General features: G+C 50.4%; 17 protein-coding genes. 10 read left to right on the top strand and 7 right to left on the bottom strand.

Going from position 1 to position 21,282, the window contains the following annotated elements; genetic code table 11:
• The first annotated feature begins 52 nt into the window (after positions 1–52).
• The 3 genes from clpB (at position 53) to bamC (ending at position 4,769) form a co-directional block, all read left to right on the top strand.
• The gene (clpB, locus tag BLW34_RS07535) at positions 53–2,653 is read left to right on the top strand and encodes an ATP-dependent chaperone ClpB (RefSeq protein WP_090577679.1); all 2,601 of its coding nucleotides are present in this window, start codon (positions 53–55) and stop codon (positions 2,651–2,653) included.
• An 82-nt stretch (positions 2,654–2,735) separates the two neighbouring features.
• A complete protein-coding gene (dapA, locus tag BLW34_RS07530; protein WP_090577677.1) occupies positions 2,736–3,614 on the top strand; it encodes a 4-hydroxy-tetrahydrodipicolinate synthase in 879 nt (292 codons plus the stop codon).
• A 9-nt stretch (positions 3,615–3,623) separates the two neighbouring features.
• A complete protein-coding gene (gene bamC / locus BLW34_RS07525; RefSeq protein WP_090577676.1) occupies positions 3,624–4,769 on the top strand; it encodes an outer membrane protein assembly factor BamC in 1,146 nt (381 codons plus the stop codon).
• Positions 4,770–4,887: 118 nt separating this feature from the next.
• Here bamC and BLW34_RS07520 read toward each other — a convergent pair whose 3' ends face one another.
• From BLW34_RS07520 to BLW34_RS07510, 3 genes are all read right to left on the bottom strand, one after another.
• Positions 4,888–5,106, bottom strand: coding sequence for a hypothetical protein (locus tag BLW34_RS07520; RefSeq protein ID WP_090577674.1), 219 nt, complete (start codon positions 5,104–5,106; stop codon positions 4,888–4,890).
• 162 nt (positions 5,107–5,268) lie between these two features.
• Positions 5,269–6,726 (bottom strand): catalase, encoded by a 1,458-nt coding sequence (locus BLW34_RS07515; protein WP_090577672.1) that lies wholly within the window; start codon positions 6,724–6,726, stop codon positions 5,269–5,271.
• 209 nt (positions 6,727–6,935) lie between these two features.
• A complete protein-coding gene (locus BLW34_RS07510) occupies positions 6,936–7,385 on the bottom strand; it encodes a hemerythrin domain-containing protein (protein ID WP_090577670.1) in 450 nt (149 codons plus the stop codon).
• A 411-nt stretch (positions 7,386–7,796) separates the two neighbouring features.
• Between BLW34_RS07510 and BLW34_RS07505 the strand changes: the two genes are divergently transcribed.
• Both BLW34_RS07505 and BLW34_RS07500 read left to right on the top strand, forming a co-directional pair.
• On the top strand, positions 7,797–8,522 hold the full coding sequence (locus BLW34_RS07505; protein WP_090577668.1) for a tellurite resistance TerB family protein: 726 nt from the start codon (positions 7,797–7,799) through the stop codon (positions 8,520–8,522).
• Between the two features lie 4 nt (positions 8,523–8,526).
• Positions 8,527–8,775 (top strand): aquaporin, encoded by a 249-nt coding sequence (locus tag BLW34_RS07500; protein ID WP_371263923.1) that lies wholly within the window; start codon positions 8,527–8,529, stop codon positions 8,773–8,775.
• A 180-nt stretch (positions 8,776–8,955) separates the two neighbouring features.
• Here BLW34_RS07500 and BLW34_RS07495 read toward each other — a convergent pair whose 3' ends face one another.
• The 3 genes from BLW34_RS07495 to BLW34_RS07485 form a co-directional block, all read right to left on the bottom strand.
• Positions 8,956–10,149, bottom strand: a complete 1,194-nt coding sequence (locus BLW34_RS07495) for an alpha/beta fold hydrolase (RefSeq protein ID WP_256203664.1) — start codon at positions 10,147–10,149, stop codon at positions 8,956–8,958.
• Between the two features lie 47 nt (positions 10,150–10,196).
• Complete coding sequence (polX, locus tag BLW34_RS07490; RefSeq protein ID WP_090577662.1) at positions 10,197–11,924, bottom strand: DNA polymerase/3'-5' exonuclease PolX; 1,728 nt, start codon at positions 11,922–11,924, stop codon at positions 10,197–10,199.
• 222 nt (positions 11,925–12,146) lie between these two features.
• Positions 12,147–12,944 (bottom strand): Mut7-C RNAse domain-containing protein, encoded by a 798-nt coding sequence (locus BLW34_RS07485; RefSeq protein WP_090577660.1) that lies wholly within the window; start codon positions 12,942–12,944, stop codon positions 12,147–12,149.
• Between the two features lie 505 nt (positions 12,945–13,449).
• Between BLW34_RS07485 and BLW34_RS07480 the strand changes: the two genes are divergently transcribed.
• The 5 genes from BLW34_RS07480 (at position 13,450) to BLW34_RS07460 (ending at position 20,947) form a co-directional block, all read left to right on the top strand.
• Positions 13,450–15,066 (top strand): Na/Pi cotransporter family protein, encoded by a 1,617-nt coding sequence (locus BLW34_RS07480; RefSeq protein ID WP_090577659.1) that lies wholly within the window; start codon positions 13,450–13,452, stop codon positions 15,064–15,066.
• A 37-nt stretch (positions 15,067–15,103) separates the two neighbouring features.
• A complete protein-coding gene (locus BLW34_RS07475) occupies positions 15,104–16,150 on the top strand; it encodes a DUF21 domain-containing protein (RefSeq protein ID WP_090577657.1) in 1,047 nt (348 codons plus the stop codon).
• Between the two features lie 348 nt (positions 16,151–16,498).
• Entirely contained in the window at positions 16,499–17,248 is a 750-nt protein-coding gene (locus BLW34_RS07470) for a hypothetical protein (RefSeq protein WP_090577655.1), read from the top strand.
• On the top strand, positions 17,241–17,891 hold the full coding sequence (locus tag BLW34_RS07465; protein WP_090577653.1) for a hypothetical protein: 651 nt from the start codon (positions 17,241–17,243) through the stop codon (positions 17,889–17,891). Before BLW34_RS07470 ends, BLW34_RS07465 begins: the two co-directional genes overlap by 8 nt.
• A gap of 188 nt (positions 17,892–18,079) precedes the next feature.
• Positions 18,080–20,947 (top strand): 3-keto-alpha-glucoside-1,2-lyase-like domain-containing protein, encoded by a 2,868-nt coding sequence (locus BLW34_RS07460; protein WP_090577651.1) that lies wholly within the window; start codon positions 18,080–18,082, stop codon positions 20,945–20,947.
• On the opposite strand, the gene BLW34_RS07455 is transcribed toward BLW34_RS07460, so the two are convergent.
• On the bottom strand, positions 20,829–21,282 hold a 454-nt coding region (locus tag BLW34_RS07455; RefSeq protein WP_305728579.1), incomplete at its 5' end, for a group II intron maturase-specific domain-containing protein. The two genes, BLW34_RS07460 and BLW34_RS07455, sit on opposite strands and share 119 nt — an antisense overlap.

Below are 21,282 nucleotides of genomic sequence, written 5' to 3'. Positions count from 1 at the left end.
TCGGCCTGTTCCCATATAGTAAGGTCAATCCACATTCTCATCAGGAGCTTTTATGCGTCTCGATAAACTTACTACAAAATTCCAGCAGGCATTGGGCGAAGCACAAAGCATGGCGCTGGGCAAGGATCATCCGTACATTGAACCCCAGCATTTGTTGCTTGCGCTACTGCAACAAGATGATGGCGGAACTTCTTCGTTGCTGCAACGCTCAGGTGTTAACGTTGGTCCGCTGCGCGAGGCGCTGACGAAAAGTATCGAACGTATGCCCAAAGTTGAAGGAGCGGGCGGAGAAATCAATATCTCGCGTGACCTTAATAACCTGCTCAATTTAACCGATAAGGAAGCACAAAAACGTGGCGATCAGTTTATTGCCTCGGAAATGTTCCTGCTTGCGGCGCTCGGGGATAAGGGCGAGACCGGACAACTACTAAAGCAACATGGCGCTGACCGTAATGCTTTGGAGCAGGCGATCAAATCAGTACGGGGTGGCGAGAATGTGTCCAGTGCAGAAGCGGAAGGCAGCCGTGAAGCATTGAAAAAATATACCCTTGATTTAACCGAACGCGCACGCATGGGTAAGCTGGATCCCGTGATCGGACGGGATGATGAAATTCGGCGAACCATTCAGGTATTGCAGCGGCGTACCAAGAATAATCCGGTGCTGATTGGTGAACCGGGAGTAGGCAAAACCGCTATCGTAGAAGGGTTGGCTCAGCGCATCGTTAACGGGGAAGTACCTGATACGTTGAAAAATAAGCGCGTATTGTCACTCGATATGGCGGCATTGCTGGCTGGTGCGAAATATCGGGGCGAATTTGAAGAGCGGCTGAAAGCAGTCCTCAAGGAACTGGCCCAAGATGAGGGCCGTACCATCGTATTCATTGATGAGCTGCATACCATGGTAGGTGCGGGAAAGGCCGAAGGCGCTATGGATGCGGGCAATATGCTCAAACCGGCGCTGGCCAGGGGAGAACTGCACTGCGTCGGGGCGACCACATTGGATGAATATCGCAAGTATGTCGAAAAGGATGCCGCATTAGAGCGCCGTTTCCAGAAAGTGCTGGTTGATGAGCCATCGGTTGAGGCGACCATTGCCATCTTGCGCGGCTTGCAAGAGCGGTACGAGCTCCATCATGGCGTGGACATTACCGATCCTGCTATTGTGGCAGCTGCAGAGTTATCTCATCGGTACATTACCGATCGTTTTCTGCCAGATAAAGCCATCGATTTGATTGATGAGGCGGCTGCACGCATTCGCATGGAGCGGGATTCCAAACCTGAGGTAATGGATAAGCTTGATCGTCGGCTGATTCAGCTCAAGATCGAACGTGAGGCGATGAAAAAAGAAAAAGATGAAGCCTCGCATAGACGCCTTGCGCTGCTGGAAGAAGAGATTAAGAAACTTGAGCGGGAGTACGCCGATCTTGAAGAAATTCTCAAGGCAGAAAAATCACGTGCGCAGGGCTCGCAACAGATCAAGGAAGAATTGGAAAAGCTCAGAAAAGAAGTGGAAGCCGCGACGCGCAAAGGAGACTGGCAAAAGGTCTCTGAATTGCAATACGGCCGTATCCCTCAGCTGGAAGCGCAGCTTGCTGAGCAAATCCAGCAGGCCGAGGCTACAGTTCAAGTTAAAGATGCAAATAAACCGAAATTGTTCCGTACTCAGGTAGGTGCTGAGGAAATTGCCGAGGTGGTTTCCCGTGCAACAGGCATACCAGTGGCCAAGATGATGCAAGGTGAACGCGAGAAGTTGTTGTTAATGGAGCAAAAATTGCACGAACGGGTGGTGGGGCAAGATGAGGCGGCACGCTTGGTATCGGATGCCATCCGTCGGTCACGTTCAGGATTGTCTGATCCTAATCGACCCTATGGTTCTTTTTTGTTTCTGGGACCCACTGGTGTTGGTAAAACAGAATTATGCAAGGCATTGGCTGCATTCTTGTTTGATTCCGAAGAGCACTTGATTCGTGTCGATATGTCGGAGTTCATGGAAAAGCATTCGGTGGCACGTTTGATAGGTGCTCCTCCGGGTTATGTCGGTTATGAGGAGGGCGGCTATCTTACTGAAATGGTGCGAAGAAAACCTTACTCGGTGATTCTGCTCGATGAGGTGGAAAAAGCCCATCCAGATGTATTTAATGTTTTACTGCAGGTGCTTGATGATGGCCGCATGACAGACGGGCAGGGGCGTACGGTAGATTTTAAAAACACGGTGATTGTCATGACTTCCAATTTGGGTTCGCAAATGATTCAGCAAATGAGCGGAGATGATTACCAAGTCATCAAGCTTGCGGTGATGGGAGAAGTCAAGGCGTATTTTCGCCCTGAATTTATTAACCGGATTGATGAAGTCGTTGTATTTCACGCGCTGGATGAAAGGCATATTAAATCGATTGCCCAGATTCAATTACGGAACCTGGAAGCGCGATTGGCGAAAATGGAAATCAAGCTCGAAGTCTCTGATGCTGCCTTAGCGGAGCTTGCGCAGGCTGGCTTTGATCCTGTGTTCGGCGCGCGCCCATTGAAACGCGCTATCCAATCACAAATCGAGAATCCGCTCGCGAAAGAGCTGTTACAAGGCAATTTTGCCGCTAAAGATACGATCAGGGTGGATTGTGTAAATAGCGTTCTGACATTTTCCAAGTCTGCATGAGTTTATAAAAGAAAGCTAAGCGATAATTCATGTGATAGATAGTTTCAGGTAGAATATTGTTTTTTTATAAGTAGATCCTACTATGTTGAAAGGTAGTCTGGTCGCGATTGTTACACCCATGTTTGAGGATGGCGCTCTGGATCTGGCAAGATTTTGTGCGCTGATCGATTTTCATATTGCGCAAAAAACAGATGCTATAGTGATCGTTGGCACGACGGGTGAATCTCCTACAGTGGATTTTGATGAGCACAATTTGCTGATACGAACTGCGGTATCACATGCTGCCGGCCGGATACCGATCATCGCTGGTACAGGTGCAAATTCCACCAGAGAAGCCATAGATCTGACCATTTATGCCAAAGATGCGGGTGCAGATGCTTGTTTGTCTGTGGTTCCCTACTATAACAAGCCCACTCAAGAAGGACTCTATCAGCATTTCAAGGCGGTGGCAGAAGCAGTTGATATTCCGACGATTTTGTATAACGTACCCGGTAGAACGGTTGCTGATATTTCCAACGATACCGTTCTTCGACTCGCACAAATTCCTAATATCATTGGAATAAAAGATGCGACAGGTAACATTGCGCGTGGTTGTGATTTATTACATCGTGTACCTCTGGATTTCTGCGTATATAGCGGGGATGACGCAAGTGCGCTTGCGCTGCTGCTGTTAGGAGGTCATGGCGTCATTTCAGTGACTGCAAATGTTGCGCCGAAATTAATGCACGAAATGTGTACCGCAGCATTTGCAGGAGAATTGATTACTGCTCGTACCATTAACAATAAACTGCTCAAGCTGCATATGGATTTATTCATTGAAGCGAACCCAATCCCAGTAAAGTGGGCTGTTACCCAAATGGGTTTGATAGGGTCGGGCATTCGGTTACCTCTAACGCCGCTCCCAAGTCAATTCCATCAATTGATCAGAGATGCCATGAAACAAGCTGAGGTCCTGATTTAAAGGTTTGTGATGTCGAGAACAAAACACCAAAGAACAATCATATTAAGTATAGTATGGGTGTTGATGGTTTCTGGTTGTAATTTATTGCCTGAGAGTAAAAAAATAGATTATAAATCGGCGGGTAAAATACCCCCATTGGAAATACCGCCTGATCTGACGGCACCATCAACAGATAATCGTTATGCGGTACCTGACATTCCCTCTTCAGGAAGTGCAACATTTTCTACCTATAACAAAGAACGTGAGGAGCAACCGCGAACCTACAGTAGCGCTATATTGCCGGTAGCAAAAGATGCTGCTTATATTGCTAGATCGGGTACCCAACGGTGGTTAGTGATTCATCAAGCTCCCGAAGATGTTTGGCCAATAGTCAAAGAGTTCTGGCAGGATTTGGGATTCCTAATCAAGATTGAAGCGCCTGATGTGGGAATTATGGAGACGGACTGGGCTGAGAATCGTGCAAAAATTCCACAGGATATCATTCGTAGCGTTCTTTCAACTTTTCTCGATAGCTTGTACTCAACTTCGGAACGTGACAAATTTCGTACGCGACTAGAACGAAGCGAATCAGGCGCAACCGAAATTTACATCAGTCATCGGGGTATGGATGAAGTGCTTGCGGACAGAAGTACACAACGTACTATTTGGCAACCACGTCCTGCTGATCCTGATTTGGAGGCTGAAATGCTTGCGCGGTTGATGATGCGCTTTGGTGCAGAAGAAGGACTTGCCAGACAAGAAGTGGCTGCTGCAACCAATGGCGCCGCTGTCGTTAAAGAGCAGGCTTATATGGATAAAGCAAGAGGGGGAGTGCTAATCATTAGTGAAACATTTGATCGGGCATGGCGTCGAGTAGGATTGGCGCTTGATCGTGTGGGTTTTACTGTTGAAGATCGAGATAGATCAAGTGGGGTTTATTTTGTTCGTTATGCTGATCCTGATTTCGAAAGCCGAAAGGCTGGTGAAGGCGAAGGGATACTTTCTAAACTCGCTTTCTGGCGAAGTGATACTAACTCAAAAGCGGAACGATATCGTATTCAGGTAAGTGAAGTCGGTGCTAACAGCGAGGTTAAGGTGTTGAATCAGGATGGTATATCTGAAGAATCGGGGGCAACTAATCGAATTCTTGGTTTATTATATGAGCAGCTTAAATAGCCTGGCCGATATAGTATGGAATGAAATAAGCAGAGTCGGCTGATGCGGGGAGCGCTGGAAATAAAAAAACCGCCTGGCTAGGCGGTTTTTTTATAGATCTACGGTTATTATTGGATTATTAATGACCGGGTTTGCTGGTGCCACCATATGGACGTGGATCACCACCTTCTTTCAGGCAATTTCCGTTAGCATCTAATCCATGAGGGCAATCTAACTTTTCACCGCGCATGATTCTATCGTAGTTTTCTTTTTCTTGTTCAGGTAATGCTTGACTTGGTCTGCCACATCCTGTCAGTGTTATGGCTGCTAAAACGGCGGCGATCAGAAAAAATCTCATTATATTGATTCCTTATTAAAATTTGTAACTAACAACAACTTGTGACAGATTCAGTATATAACGAAAATACTTAATTGCTCAAGCATCAGTTTACAAAATTTTTACAACTCTCGAAGGCATTCAGGAATGAAGCAAATGATGTCTTTCCGAATTAGCAAAGATCTATTTCGGGAAATCGTTCAATGCAATACCCAAGGTATCAGCAATGCCTTTGCCATAGATTGGATCGGCCTTGAGGCAGTTCTTGATATGACGAATTTGGATCTCGCGCGGAATACCTCCTATGGAACGTGCGGTGTTCTCGAATAAGATCCGTTGTTGTGCTGGAGTCATCAAGCGGAACAGGGCACCTGGCTGAGAATAATAGTCAGTATCTTCGCGGTGATTCCAGTGATCGGCTGCACCTTCCAGATTGAGCGGGGGTTCTGCAAAGTCAGGTTGTTCCTGCCATTCACCCAAACTATTAGGTTCATAGCCCTGGGTACCACCAAAGTTACCATCTACTCGCATGGCGCCGTCACGGTGATAGCTGTGCACTGGGCAACGTGATTGGTTGACCGGAATTTGATTATGGTTGACACCTAACCGGTAGCGTTGGGCATCACCGTAAGAGAATAGACGACCCTGCAGCATTTTGTCTGGCGAGAAGCCAATGCCTGGTACGATATTGGCGGGATTGAAGGCAGCCTGCTCGACCTCGGCGAAATAGTTTGCTGGATTGCGATTCAGTTCCAGCATACCGACTTCGATGAGTGGATAATCGCTGTGGGGCCATACTTTCGTGAGGTCAAAAGGATTGTGCGGTACTTTGGTCGCATCCATCTCAGGCATAATTTGGATACAAAATTTCCATTTCGGAAAATCACCGCGTTCGATGGCTGCGTAGAGATCGCGTTGATGGCTTTCGCGATCTTTGCCGATAAGCGTTTCTGCTTCGGCATCAGTCAGATTTTTGATGCCCTGCATGCATTTCATATGGAATTTGACCCAGTAACGCTCGTTATCAGCATTGATAAGACTGAAAGTATGACTGCCGAAACCGTGCATGTTCCGGTAGGTTGCTGGAATGCCACGATCACTCATGACGATGGTAATCTGATGCAGTGCTTCTGGCAGCAGTGTCCAGAAATCCCAATTATTTTTTGCGCTGCGGAGATGGGTGCAAGGGTCGCGCTTCACGGCATGATTCAAATCGGGGAATTTTAGCGGATCACGTAGAAAAAATACGGGTGTGTTATTGCCGACCAGATCCCAGTTGCCTTCTTCGGTATAGAACTTAACGGCAAAGCCACGAATATCGCGCTCCGCATCCGCTGCGCCCCGTTCACCCGCTACCGTAGAAAAACGAACGAACACATCGGTTTTTTTACCTACCTGGGAGAAAATGTTGGCACGTGTGTATGGGGTAATATCGTGCATGACAGTGAAGGTGCCGTAGGCTCCCGAACCTTTAGCATGCATGCGCCGTTCAGGAATGACTTCGCGATCAAAGTGAGCGAGTTTCTCCAGAAACCAGACATCCTGGATCAGCATCGGGCCTCGTGGCCCTGCTGTCATTACATTCTGGTTGTCGACAACCGGGCAACCTGCACTGGTAGTCAATTTCTTTTTGTCACTCATAGCTTACTCCTTCTCGGTTATGGATCAAGGTGTTACTTCTAAAAGTTGACTTGGAAGCTATTGGCCAGCACCTGAAATAATATATTAAGGTTTTGCTAATTTCATCAGCAAAACCTTAAGTATTCTAAGAAATGGGTAATAATTGACTCATGATTCTCTAAAACCTCTATTTGATAGATATATTTACTGCCAGATCGCCGCTAGTGCGCTTATTTCGTGGTGAGCCGGCGGTTGATTTCCCATAATGCTTCTTCTGGTACCCCTTCCTGAATAGCAGGAAATAAGTGCTGCTCCTCATAACGAATATGCATGCCGAGCAGATCCGAAAGCTCCCGACTTTTCACAGCCAGCGCTGTTTCCTGCTCAATGTGTTTTCTCAACTGATCCACGACTTGCTGGATATTGACATGTTGTTTTAAGGTTTCAGTGATTTCCAGACGGTCTGTCGATGAATATTGTGAAAAAATGGGCAGGAGAATTTCCTCCTCTTGACGGAAATGGGTTTGAAGGCTGGCATCCCAGAAAGTAATAAAATCACTGACAATCTGGTGAAGTAATGTTCTATCGGAATGGGCAGAGGCTATGCGCAGATTTCTCGCTTGAACAAGAACGTGATGATGATCATGAGACAAAGGGTAAAGGCTGTTATGACGTTTCATGGAAGATCATTCATATCATGAATTATTGTTTAACATATCAATACAGAAGGAAACGTGTGCATGATGATGAGTCAGAAATATTATGAAATAAATGAAAAATTATTGATGCATCAGGATTGAATTACGTATTTACACGTATTTACTCACTTTCTCATTTCAGATTAACTAACCCGAATATTTCATAAATTGGCACGTGCCCTCACTTGTCTTTTGATTAATAAGAAAGATTTTGCTCAGTCGGGTGTATGAATCACTACGCCACTCCTTCTCAAAACTTCCCTATTAATCAAAATCCTGCGTGATCATCACGCGAATTTATGAAATATTCGGGCTAATGATCGTAGTTTTATGGGAATTTGGACGGACGACTGTAATTGTTCATACAGATTATTTAATCAAAGGAGTTATACCATGAGCTATGGCGATATTGTTGGACGTTTGTTGAACGTGATGACGAATGAGGGGCATTCAAGACTTGAAAATGTGGCCAATTCTTCTCAACCTACAAGTAAGTGGTTGGGTTTGATTGAAAAATTCCTGCATTCTAAGCAGGCGGGTAACGTAACAGGTGGCCAATTAGGCGGCTTGGGGGCGCTGGCAGGCGCTCTGCTAAGTGGTGGAGCTGCTGCAGCAAAAGGTGCGCTAGGCGGAAGTGCGCTATCCATGCTCGGTGCTCTGGCAATCAATGCACTTCAGAAAAAATATGCTCCTCAATCTTCTGATTTGCAGGAGAGGGAACTTGCTGATTCCTTGCCTAAGGAGCAAGTAGAAACGATGACTTCTGCAGCAACAGAAAAACTCATACTACGGGCGATGATCAGTGCAGCCAAAGCAGACGGGCAACTTGACCAGTCAGAAATGAACAAACTTATGGGCAAAGTGGGTGAAGACGGGATTACGGATGAAGAACGTCAATTTATTCGTGATGAATTAAATCAGCCTCTGGATCTAAACAAGCTGGTTTCTAATGTACCTAATCAAATTGTCGCCACTCAGGTTTATGCAGCTTCATTATTCGCAATTGATATAGACACGAATGCGGAAAGAGATTATTTACTTCAATTGGCGCAAGCACTTCATCTGGACTCAGGCGCCGTTAAAAGACTTCATGAGATGACAGGTTCACCTATGGTTTGATTCCATTTGTGCGTTAGATACCCGGGAGTACTGGGATCAACTGCTGGCGACAGGTTCGGTACTGAGGGTAATGGTTTATGTGGGTGGGCATATTTCTGGAGCGCACTACAATCCTGCGGTAACATTGGTTGTCTTGATGCGTGGCAAGTGTTCAGTTGCTGAGGTGCCAGCGTACATGATCACTCAGGTTGCAGGAGCTGCTGCAGCGGCATGTACTGCGCAATTTCTGGTAGGTTCGGGTAGACAGCATTAGTTTTCAATATGCTGAATCCGGATGACAAATAGAAAGAGAAACCCGGCTGCTCAATAGGCTTGTTGGTAGAGATGTGTGAGCAGCATGTTTCTACTTTGCATTCCAGTCCTAAATCAGAACTTACTTCGTAGTTTCTTCCTCCCCCGTAGAAAAGCCTGATGTCAGGGAATATATTTATTATTATGGTCTCGTCGTTTTCTCTTGATTCCAAGAAAGCACCCTTTGATCCAGCCACTGCTCGATTTTTTTCAGGAGTTCATCGCGTAAGGGTTGCGATGAGAACAGATGCTCGTGGTGGCTTAGTTCCGGTAGCGGCAGCAGTGCATTGTCGGGATGGTTCTGCTGGGTAACACGAGCAAAATCTTCATTCCCCCAGGCAGGGGTGATCGGATCGCGGCCCGAGTAGATCAGGTAATAAGGGATAGCGAATGTGTTCATGTGGCGGCGAAAGCGAACGACTTCCGCTTCGATTCCTTTGACATAGCGCAGCAGATTGCGGCGGATAAACCAGCCATCCGCGCGGATTTCTGCCTTTTCCGCTTCACTATCGCTAAGATAATCCACCACCCAATCCGGTGTGACCGGCGTAAATAGTGTGCGCAGGCCAGGCCAGGACAAAACCTCAAATAGGCCATCAAGCAATGGCACAGTGATCAGGGACATGAGCTGATTCACGATCAACAATGGCAAAGGTTCATTCTGCGGATTCAGGAAATGTTCCTCGGCATGAAACGATAGCTTGATGAACGGATTTGCCAGCCAGCCGCGCCAGCCCGGAACTTCGCTGACGGAGAAAGCCGGTCCGAGTAAGACGATTCCCTGTACCCGCATTGCTGAATCGTGCGTATTCTCAGTGGAGAGCAAATAAGATGCGGCAATCAGAGCGCCCAGGCTATGAGAAACAATGAAGACCGGTTTGTTCGGTTTTTCTTCTTTATCTTGCTCATTGCAAAGGAGGATCAAATGCCGCAACGCCTGACTTAGACCTTGTCGCATCGGCTCCAGATCATGCAATCGAGTTTGCGCCAGGTAGGCATCACCGACTTCCTGTCTGGCAGCGCCTGCAGTCAAGGCCTGATCCGCCTGTTGCAGCATCGGATTGGACAGGCCATGTGCATAGAGATCGAAGCCTGCCACGATGAAACGTTGAGCGAAATAGCGGGCGATTTCACCATAACGCCCGATATATTCATTCATGCCGTGGACGAGGAGCACGCAGGCCGATGCATGAATCGGCTCGGCGGGTCGCATCAGCCGCAGGATCAGCGGATTGGCATCATTTGCCTGATTGATCGGGATTTCCTCACCCCAGCGAGGGTAGGGCTGGGTGACGAACTGCCGATGGACGCAGCCCGGTAGTATTATCAAAAGCAAAAATAGGAACACCCACGGAGTGAGGGAGCACTTGTTGCGGTAGGCCATTACATCGTGCGCTTGAGCAGCGGCCTAAGTTCTTGCAAAGATCGTGTATTGAGCACGTTCTTCTTCTCCAACCAGCCGCGCCGCGCCTGTCCGACACCGAAGCGTAGATTATCGAAATCCAGCACGCTATGCGCATCTGAATTGATGCTGATCAGAACGCCTTCCCCCTTGGCTGCCTGGCAGTATGTGTCGAGCAAGTCCAGTCGCTCGGGATGAGCATTGAGCTCCAGGTAACAGCCGCGCTCCTTGGCTTTGCGGATGATACGCAGCATATCGACATTGTAGGGTTCGCGCTTGTCGATGAGCCGACCACTGGGGTGAGCCAGCAGCGTGAAATGAGGATGATCCATCGCTCTCAGAATACGCTCGGTCTGCCGGGCGCGGGACAAGCCAAAGCGGCTGTGCACTGCGCCGACGACCAGATCCAGCTTTCCTAGTACCCAGTCTGGCAGATCCAGGCTGCCATCTTCCAGAATATCGACTTCAATCCCCTTGAGCAGCGTGATGCCTTTCAATTGCTCGTTAAGTCGGTCAATTTCATCGATCTGTTTGGTGAGCTGTACCGAATCGAGGCCGCGAGCGATAGTAAGCCGGCTTGAATGCTCGGTAATGGCGAGATATTCGAAACTACGCTGTAGTAGCGCAGCCTGGGCCATTTCTTTGAGGGTATCATGACCGTCGCTTGCCTTGCTGTGAGCATGCAGATCACCCTTTAGATCACTGAGTTCGATAAGTCTGGGTAAATATCCATGCCGGGCGGCCTCAATTTCACCGCGATCTTCACGCAACTCCGGAGGAATGAACGGTAATCCTACTGCCTGATAGACGGATTCCTCCGTTTCACCGGCGATGCGAGCCTGCCCCTTGAAGACGCCATATTCATTGATCTTGAGCCCTCGCTCCTGACCCAGGCGGCGTATGGCGATGTTATGCGCCTTGCTGCCGGTGAAATAATGCAGGGCTGCGCCGTAGCTCTCAGGGTTGACTACACGTGTATCCACTTGCAGTTTGCACTTGAGCACTACGCTGCTACGCGTCGGGCCGTGAGAGAGGACTTCAGCTATTTCGTCATAGCCGCAAAAGCGCGCCATGACCGGGCTATCTGAGATAGCAGTGATCAAAATATCGATATCGCCTACCGTTTCTCGTGCGCGCCGGTAGCTGCCTGCTATCACTACTTGCTGAACTCGGGGAGTTGTACGCAGCCAGGCTGCCAGCGGCTCGGCGTACTGGGCAGCAACGGCCAGTTTGAAACGGCTGGTGTTGCTCGCGTGAATGGCCAGGGCATCGGCAATGTGCATCTCGGTTTTTTCACCGAAGCCGGGCAGGGCCTGGATACGGTGATCGCGCACGGCGCGTTGCAATTGCGCCATCGTATGGATATCCAGCTCGTGATACAGCGCGCTTACTCGTTTCGGTCCCAGCCCGGGGATTTTCAGTAATTCCGTGATGGTCGACGGCAGTTGCTTGTGCAGTTTATCCAGCATAACGCAGTGACCGGTCTCGACGATTTCCCGTATCTTATGGGCAAGATCATCACCAATGCCAGGAAGTCTGGTCAGGTCATCGTCTTTTTCTACCATCGTTCGCACATCTTTACCCAATTCCTGCAAGGTGCGGGCAGCATTGCGGTAAGCGCGCACGCGAAACACGTTAGCACTATCGATTTCCAGCAAATCAGCGATCTCTTCGAAGATGGCTGCGATATCAGCATTATGGATGGGCATGGTGACTCCTTCATTTTTGGAATGGGAGTAGGGGAAGTTACTTATGTGATTGATAAGTAACTTACATGATCATAGTATACTCATCATACTTCAAAATTCGGCATCAATACCTTCTCCCGCTGGAGGTTGTCAATGCCAAATTTTAAAGTGTGATGAGTATAACTGACATTGGACTTCGACGAGCTCAGGTCAAACAGCGTGACAACCGTTAGTCTGAACGGTCTACTCGTTTGACGCTTGGGTCATATCGATTTCTGATGGATCAGCGCGCTCCCGCGTCAGTAAACCAGCGAAGCGTCGCCGCATGTTCTCCAGGTGAGAGCCTTCCCAGTAGATGCGCTGGCAATTGACGCATTGACGGAAAACTTGATAGTAACGTTTTGTCTTGGGTTCAAGCTGATCCAATATGCTCGTCTTGTCGACGGAGGCGAGCACACCATTACAAACCAGGCAGCGTGCAAAAGGGTGAATCAACCTGCATAGATCGAAGCGGTGGATGACTTCATCGATCTGACTGCCGGCATCGATTGCGCGCACCCAATAACCATGCTGAATCTGTTTGGCATGTAGAAGGCGGCGGTCCCGGGTCAGCACGATGCGCTGCTCGCTGACTGCGATTTTTACAATAGTGGGATCCTGATAGTCGTTGCGATAGAGGCTGTCGAAACCCAATAAGCGCATGAATCTGGCGAGCTTTCCCAGATTGACATCCAGCACGAAGCGTGGCTCCGGTGAAATTTTTTCGCGCAGCCTGAGCAAAGGGCCAATGTTCAGTCTTTTGAAAACCGGATAGACAGCGACACGGTCGCCTGCCTGGAGTCGATAATTGAATTTTACCGCTTGGCCATTGACGATAATCAATTCTACTTCGGTATGAGGCACACCAAATGCCTCGATCGGGTCCTTGATTGCTGGATGACCACTGAAACGATAGTGCATCGTTTGCTGCCGTTGCTCGGGAGAAAGAAAATCATTCAGCTCGGCATAGAAACGAAATTCAGCTACATTATCTGGTGGCACGTTTCCTGCTCCTCGCTGATTGTCATGTGGCAAGCTGTCAGAAAATCCGGACCGACCGATTACCGATCATTCATTGCATCGATGCCGATTTACAGCTGGAGCGTATCATGTTACCCCGAATATTTCATAAATTCGCGTGATGATCACGCAGGATATTGATTAATAGGGAAGTTTTGAGAAAGAGGGGTGTAGTGATTCATACACCCGACTGAGCAAAATCTTTCCTATTAATCAAAAGACAAGTGAGGGTACGTGCCAATTTATGAAATATTCGGGTTACCTCAGACAAAATCAAAAAGGATAATAGAACCAAGCGAGTCCAATGATAGGTAAGGGTAAATAGCCTAAAAATGCTGGGATCGGTAACCCTATCTAAGCGTTGATGGATACTGTCAACAGTCAATAACCTGCATATTTTTGTACAAAGTGGAGAGTAGAGATTGATCAGATTAATGTTGTTGAGTGAAGCGCGCGGATTGTTTTGTTCACTTGAAGCGATCCAGTCATGACCGCCATGATTTTCCAGCTGCTAGGAGGTGTCGGCCTGTTTCTAATGGGCGTGGTGCTGCTCACTGACGGGCTCAAGGCATTAGCCGGTGATGCGCTGAACCGCGCCTTGGTGCGCTTCACTGGCACACCTTACAAGGCTTTTGCTTCTGGGACGCTGGTGACCGTGATGGTACAGTCTTCCAGTGCGACGACCATGACGCTGATTGGTTTCGTTAGCGCGGGATTGCTTACCTTCCCGCAGGCAGTGGGCGTGGTGCTGGGAGCAAGCCTGGGAGCCACTGGGACCAGCTGGGTCGTTTCGATGCTGGGTTTGAAAGTGAGTTTGGGTTTTTACGCGTTGCCACTGGTAGGCATCGGTGCGCTTTTACGGTTACTCTCCCATGGACGCTGGCGCTCGCTGGGTCTGGCTCTGGCAGGTTTCGGCCTGATTTTCATAGGCATCGATCATTTGCAGAACAGCATGCAGAATATGGCGGGGATCTTCGATCTGGCTGCGCTGCCATCGACAGGGATGATCAGCCATCTGGTAACGGTGGTGATCGGTACCCTCATGACGGTCGTGATGCAGTCTTCGAGCGCAGTGGTGGCGACGACCTTGACTGCCCTGCATGCCAATGCGGTTAATTTTGACCAGGCAGCATCGCTCGTTATCGGCGCAGCGATCGGCACGACTGTTACCAGCGCATTGGCGGCCAGTGGCGGCAGCGTTTCCGCCAAACGTACTGCGCTTGCGCATATCGCATTCAACCTGGTTACCGGCGTCATGGCCCTGCTGTTATTGCCAGTCTTTTTATGGGGGCTGACATTCGCGCAACAGCAGATGGGTTTGGAACCGGGAGCAGTGAGTTTGGCTGCGTTCCATACTGCGTTCATTACCTTGGGCGTGGCGATTTTTCTGCCTTTTAACCGTGCTTTTGCGCGCTCGATTGAGCGGCTGCTGCCTGAGCAGGGGCCGCGGCTTACCCGTCACCTGGACGATACGTTGTTACAGGCTCCGGCAGTAGCGCTGGAATCCACGCGTCGTACCTTGATCGTCACCACGCTTGAGACGATCAGCCAACTGAATCAGTTGTTGAGCAGTGCGGTGGCGCGTGTCAGCGAGCCACAGCGGGTTGAAGTCAAGAGTGCTTTAAAAACGACGCAACACTTCTTTGCAAAGATTCCACCGATTGCAGATGACGAGCCGCTATCCCGCTCGCGAATAGCCCAATTGCACGCGATTGATCATTTGGCACGTTTGCTTACCCGCTTGAACCTGTCTGCCGCCACACGCAAGGTGATGGCCCAGCCAGCTCTGCAGGGTGCGCTGACCCGGTGTCAAAAGGTGCTGACGTTAGCACGCCAGGGATTACTCGATCGGGTATCGTTCGAGTGGCTGATGCAGATGGAACACCAAGCGCAGGTCCTGGCAGAGTTACGTCGCGACGAGCGTCTGGCTATCCTGCGCCAGACAGCCCACGGAAAACAGAGTCCGTTCGATGCGCTGGAGGCATTGGATGCCATTCGCTGGCTGGAGCGCGTAACCTATCATACCTGGCGTCTATGCCATTATCTGACTGAAGAGGGGACCGAAAACGGCGATATGGAACCGCCAGATTCCTTGGACGAGTGAAGCCCGGAGTTCGATTGCAACGAGCGAGGAATATTTCATGAGCGAACTGTTTGCCTGGCTCGGCATTGCGCTGTGCCTGGGCCAATCAGCGGTATTTTCTGGCCTGAATCTGGCCGTGTTCAGCCTAAGCCGTCTGCGTCTGGAAGTTGCAGCAGAAAGTGGTGACGTGGGTGCCCAAAGTGTCCTGGCCTTACGGCAAGACGCCAATTTCACCTTGACCACTATCTTGTTGGGGAATGTTGCGATCAACGTATTGCTAACCTTACTGGCCGATTCGGTGCTGACTGGCTTCAGTGCTTTCCTGTTTTCCACGGTGGTTATTACCTTTGGCGGTGAAATTATTCCACAGGCCTATTTCTCACGCCACGCGCTGTCGGTTACGGCGCGGTTTGTGCCGATGCTGCGTTTCTACCGGGTAATACTATGGCCGGTGGCCTGGCCCTCAAGCAAACTGCTCGATGCCTGGGTGGGTCCGGAAGGAACGCCCTGGCTGCGCGAGCATGAGATCATACAGATGCTGGAACAACATGCTCGTGGTGGCGGTACTGAAATCAGCCATGTTGAGGCTGTCGGCGCCATCAATTTCCTGGCCCTGGATGATCTGCCGGTTGGCCAGGAAGGAGAACTGCTCGATCCGCAAAGCGTGATCCGTCTGGCGTTTCGTGATGGCCGACCCGTGTTCCCGGAAATCACGCGTAGTGTGGAAGATCCGTTTCTGCAGCGCATCGCGGTCTGCGACAAGAAGTGGCTGGTGCTGGTGGATGAAGCCGATGAACCGCGCTTAGTGGTGAGTGCGGCTGCGTTGCTGCGAGCTGCGCTGTTCGACCCCGCGCCTTTTGATCCTGTGCAGTTGTGCCATCGTCCTCTGGTCGTGCGCGACCCGCACTTGCCTCTCGGACAGACGCTGACCCGGTTGATCGTGCGTCCGGAGCGACCGGGTGACGATGTCATCGACGAAGACCTGATCCTGGTGTGGGAGAAGGAAAGACGCCGCATCATTACCGGTTCCGATTTGCTGGGCCGGTTGTTACGCCGGATTGCGCTGCAGGTACCAGAATTTCATCCATCCAATAGGATCGATTGAATCAAACATGAGTGGAATCAGGAATCGAGAATGATTACTCAATCAACAAATCATTTTGATCGCTTCATTCCAGGGATTTTGAAAACCGAATTTTGAAGTACGATGAGTATAAAAATTGTATGCATTTGCATTATTGCCTGCTTACTTGTTGTTTCTTAATATCATCATGCGACAAACCTGAATTGGTTTGATCTGTTGCGCCACTCTGTTTCAGGTATCGAGTAGAAAGTGAGTTGGCGGCAGAAAATGGAATTGGCTAATGGGCTGATCCCATTTTTCTGCTGCGAGTCGTTGCAGTAGTCGTGCCGGGAATCTCCAATGAATTCCTTCTATTTGAGGAGAAACATCATGAGAACTTTCAAGAGACAGTTTGCCATGGTTGCTGGAATCCTTGTTACATTCCTCTTATTACTCCCTGTAGCACTCGCGGGCTCAAACGGTTTAACGCAAGACGCCAGAGAAATGAGGTGTATTGTCAGGGAACCAGGTTCGGCAAGGTTCCTGCGAAACGATTCCGTCGATAAGAAGGCAATTGGGGAAGCTGCAGTGAATGCCCATCTCTTGCGGGGAACCAAAGTGATTGACCCGTGTTTGACAGGGCAGGTGCGGAATATTCCGGCGGCAGTTTATGCCGCTCTGGCCGAAAAACATCCTGAAAAATTCCAGCCGCTTGAGGCTAGAGATCAAAGCGTCGTGCCGCTTAAAAAAGCAGCTGCGGGCGTAACGCCAGCGTATCATTATGTCTGGCTTGATGAGACAGTTCCACCCCTTGGCTTTATCCCCTCCGCTATCACCAACGATGGCCGCGTTTACGGCACCACTTTTACCTTCAACGAGTCAGATGGAACATTTATCAGCTATATCGCTGTTTTCGAACATGGAAACCTGACTATCTTGCAGGAGGGTACCGCCAGTACGGCCAACCAAGGCGGCATGATCGGCGGGTCGGTGCTGACTGATGCCGAAAATTTTTTCGGTCAGGCTGCGCTGTTTCGCGGGAACGAAGTGGAGCTGATTCCGCGGCTTTCGGGAGAAATTACTAGTTTTGTGTCGGAAATCAACGACTCAGGCATGGCCCTGGTTTTTTTCTGTGGATGAGAACTTCAATACCACAGCGGTTCTTTACGACAAAGGGAAAGTAACACCACTGGATTTCGGGCCAGATATCTCGTCGGCCTTCTCCCTTGGAATGAACAACCAGGGAATCATTTCCGGTAATACGTTTATCGAGGGGCTCGGCTTTCGAGGTTTCCGCTTCGACCCCCGCACCGGATTGGCCACGCTGCTTCACCCGCTGCCGACTGAGCCCCACTCCTTGGTCGTGGGTATCAACAACCGTGGCGACGTCCTCGGCTATTCGATCTTTTTTAGTGATATCGAGCGTGGCATCGAGCGTATCGGCGTATGGGATAAAGAAGGAGTATTTCATACTTACTTTGTAGAAGGAACCCCTGAATTTCCCACTCTCAGCAATGATCTGAAGTTCAATGACAATAATCTGATCGTGATCACGCAGGTGTGGAGCCCGACTAGTGAGAGTGGCAACAGCTATCTTGTTCCCAGCCCGAGCGTGCGTTTGAACCTGGCTGATTTGGTGGTGGACATGCCTCCTGAGCATGGCTCTCTTAGGTATGTCCAAGCTATAAACAATCATGGGAATATCATCGGCTCCTCCGTGGGCCCTGACTTTCTCACATCATTTAACTTCCTTCTGGAGCGCACAGGCGCTGGCAACGAATAAAGTCGTAGGCGCAATAGCCAAGCGTAGAGTGCAATACCTGGCCAGCTCTGAAAAAAGGCTGACCAGGTATTTGCACGTATTTTTTAACCCGTGGATTTCAATAATCCATTGAAGCATAAAAGGAGTGTTTATTTTTGCTACACGCCAATCCAAGGCGGGAATTGAATGACTAATCAGGAGGAAATGATATGGCTCAATTGCGGGGATCCGAATTTACCTCGTTTACTCTGGACAATATGGGGCGCTTTCTCTGCAACACATTACAGGAAGCCCTTGACAGCGCAGCGCAGACTATTGCCGGACGGCGGCGCGACTTTGATGTAATTATCATTGGCGGCGGCACTTTCGGCGCAGTCATGGGAGAGCATCTTTTCCTTACTGACGCTACCCGCAGCCGCCGCATTCTGGTGCTGGAGGCTGGACCGCTCGTGTTACCTGAGCATGTGCAGAACATGCCATTCATGGGGGGAGGGCCCGATTTTCGTGTGCCGTGGATGAATCATCCGGCGCTCAATTACGCTGGGCTGATCTTTGCTGTCGGAGGACGTTCGATGACGTGGGGCGGATGGTCGCCCGAGATGCTGGATGAGGAGATGGCGGCATGGCCGCCAGCGGTACAAACGGCACTGCGACCGCCCCCTTCCGCTGAAGGGTATTTTGCCCAGGCGAGCAGGCAAATCGGCGTGAAAGAGACCAACGACTTCATCTACGGGCCGCTCCACGTTGCGCTGCGTAAGCAACTCCACGCCGGGCTCAGCACACCGGGCAATGAAACCGGATTAACTTTAGCTCAACTCCTTGAACATCCTGCGGTGCGCTATCCCGATCCTGGTGAACCCCCACTCACCGCCGCGCTGCTGCGTGACTGGTTGGGTTTGCCCAGCTCCGATACAACGCCTGAGGCAATCCTGCATGAGCTTTTCAAGCTGGAAGCACCGCTTGCGGTACAGTCGACTACCCTCCCTGGGTTCTTTCCAACCAATAAATTCAGCGCTATTCCCGGTCTTATCAGCGCAGCACGGTTGGCAAACAAAGAGGCGGATGGCGTCGGGCCGGTGGCAGACGCGCGCAAGCGACTGATGATCGTACCAAATTGCCATGTACAGGAACTCATTACCCAGACCCAATCGGATAACTGGGTACGCGTAATCGGTGTGCGTGTCTGGCAAAATGGCGCTTCCCAGGACATCATGCTCGCGCCGCCGCAAGGTAGCCGGCAGGCCGTGGCAGTGATCGCACTCGGCACGGTGGAAACGACCCGCATTGCGCTCACCACTTTTCAGCAGTCGCTGGCGGGACGCGCTGCCCAGCGCATGGGGACCAATCTCATTGCCCATCTGCGCAGCAATCTCACCATACGTGTGCCACGCGCAGCGATCGCGGCCAACCTGCCGCCCATGACGATTCCAAGCCTTCAATCTTCGGCATTGCTGGTTAAAGGTAAGGCTTCCAACAACAAAACCTTTCACTTCCAGATTACCGCCTCAGGACTGGGCAAACTGGGCACCGAATCCGAGGCCGAGCTTTTCAAGAAAATCCCGGATCTGGAACTGATCGAGGCCATGCGCCGTGCGAATGATGATACAGTCGTCATGACCATTCGCGGCATCGGCGAAATGACGCCTCGCAATCCTGACAGCTTCATTGACCTCTCGACGCTGGAAACCGATTTTGACCGTCCCAAGGCTGTGGTTCATCTCGGTAACGCCAAGGCCGCCCCACAGCAGTTTCCTGGCAGTGCGCAGACCAACAATGACCGCGTTACCTGGGATGCGATGGATGCGGTCGCGGATAAGATCGCGCTCATCTTCGCCGGCGATGAGCCATTCGAGATTCTCCCTAACGCTGGCAGCGCTATTCCAGTCCCCGCCGGTACCCAGGCGCAGCGACTTGCGATACTTGCCGCGTTCAGGAACACATCCAGAACCTACCGAGATGATCTCGGCACAACCCATCACGATGCAGGCACGATGCGCATGGGCGATAACGTTGCTGATGCTGTGACCAACGACTTTGGCCGCATCCACGATACGACCAACTGCTACATTGCCAGCCCCGCGCTTTTTCCTTCCCTGGGCTCGCCCAACCCGATGCTCACAGGTGTTGCGCTTGGCCGCCGTGCGGCTGATCTGCTTAATACCAGTGTGCTCTCTGGTCCCGATCCGATCATAAGTCCCCAGGACGAAACGGGTTTCCGGCCTCTCTTCGACGGGACGGCGGCAACATTCAAAAACTGGAGTCTTGCGGGGCCGGGTGGCGGTGGCATGCTCCACCTTAATGGGGAGATGGTCAGCTATGGCAGTGGCGCGTTGCGGTTGTTTTATTACTCCCGGGAAGCTTTCGGCGACTTCACGCTGCGTCTCCAGTTTCGCATCTTCGACGCGGCAAACCACAATAGCGGCGTGTTCGTCCGCTTCCCACGCCCGACGCTGGGCCTTTCTGCGGCTCTTCAGGCACGCATCGCACAGCAACCGTCGCCCGAACCTTCCTTTGACGCGGCCAATGCTGCCTGGAAGCCTGTGGTCGCCGGTTTCGAGGTTCAGATCGATGATAATGCCCGCGGAGATTCTGGCAAAGATTTCTACGGTATTAGACCTGAGCCGGATGGTTTGTTCAAAAACCGCACTGGCACAATCTACAAGATTCAGGCTGGAGACCGCGTATGGCACTTGAATTTCAATGAGCCCACTGTGCAGAATTACGTGCCCGGCCCCGCACTCATCCCCAATATCTGGTTCGAATACGAAATCACTGTGCAAGGCAATGACTATACCGTATTCCTTACTAACCTCCAGACCGGGGAACGGAAACAGACGACGGCATTCCATAACACCGATACGATTCGCGGCCTGTCGCCCGGGTCGAGTCACCCGAAGGAACTTCCCCTTCAGGTGCTCACAGAACCGTACGTGAACCTCTCGATTCATACGGCTCTTCCTATCCAGTCAATTTACTACCATAAAACAATCGCCAATGAGCAAACAAGTCAGGTTGACGTTGGGCTACATCCAGCAACCAGCATTCTGCTCGCCGCCGGTGTCCACGAAAACGTTTAAATTTCCGTGCAGCCCATAATACAAGCTTGTAATTCAGGTGTTTCCAAATCGGATTTAACGCCGAACGATAAAATCTACCATAATAGGCTATCCATCCCTGGATTGGTGCATTGAACATCCTCGCCAGATCATACAAACTTTTGCTACTTTTGTTCTGCAATGACCAGCTCCGCACCTCTTGCCGTATCGCTTTGGCTGCTTTGTTGCTAATGGCCGGCAGAAAGCCGGTGAACAGACCTTTTCCATCCTTGCGTTCCGCTCCTCGTGGCCTGAATGTATAGCCCAGAAAATCGAATGCAACTGTCGGATATTTTCCCGTGCATTGATAGTTCTTA

It is taken from the genome of Nitrosomonas sp. Nm58 (genome assembly GCF_900107335.1).
Taxonomy (GTDB): Bacteria; Pseudomonadota; Gammaproteobacteria; order Burkholderiales; family Nitrosomonadaceae; genus Nitrosomonas.
This window is presented reverse-complemented; position numbering and strand designations above follow the sequence as displayed.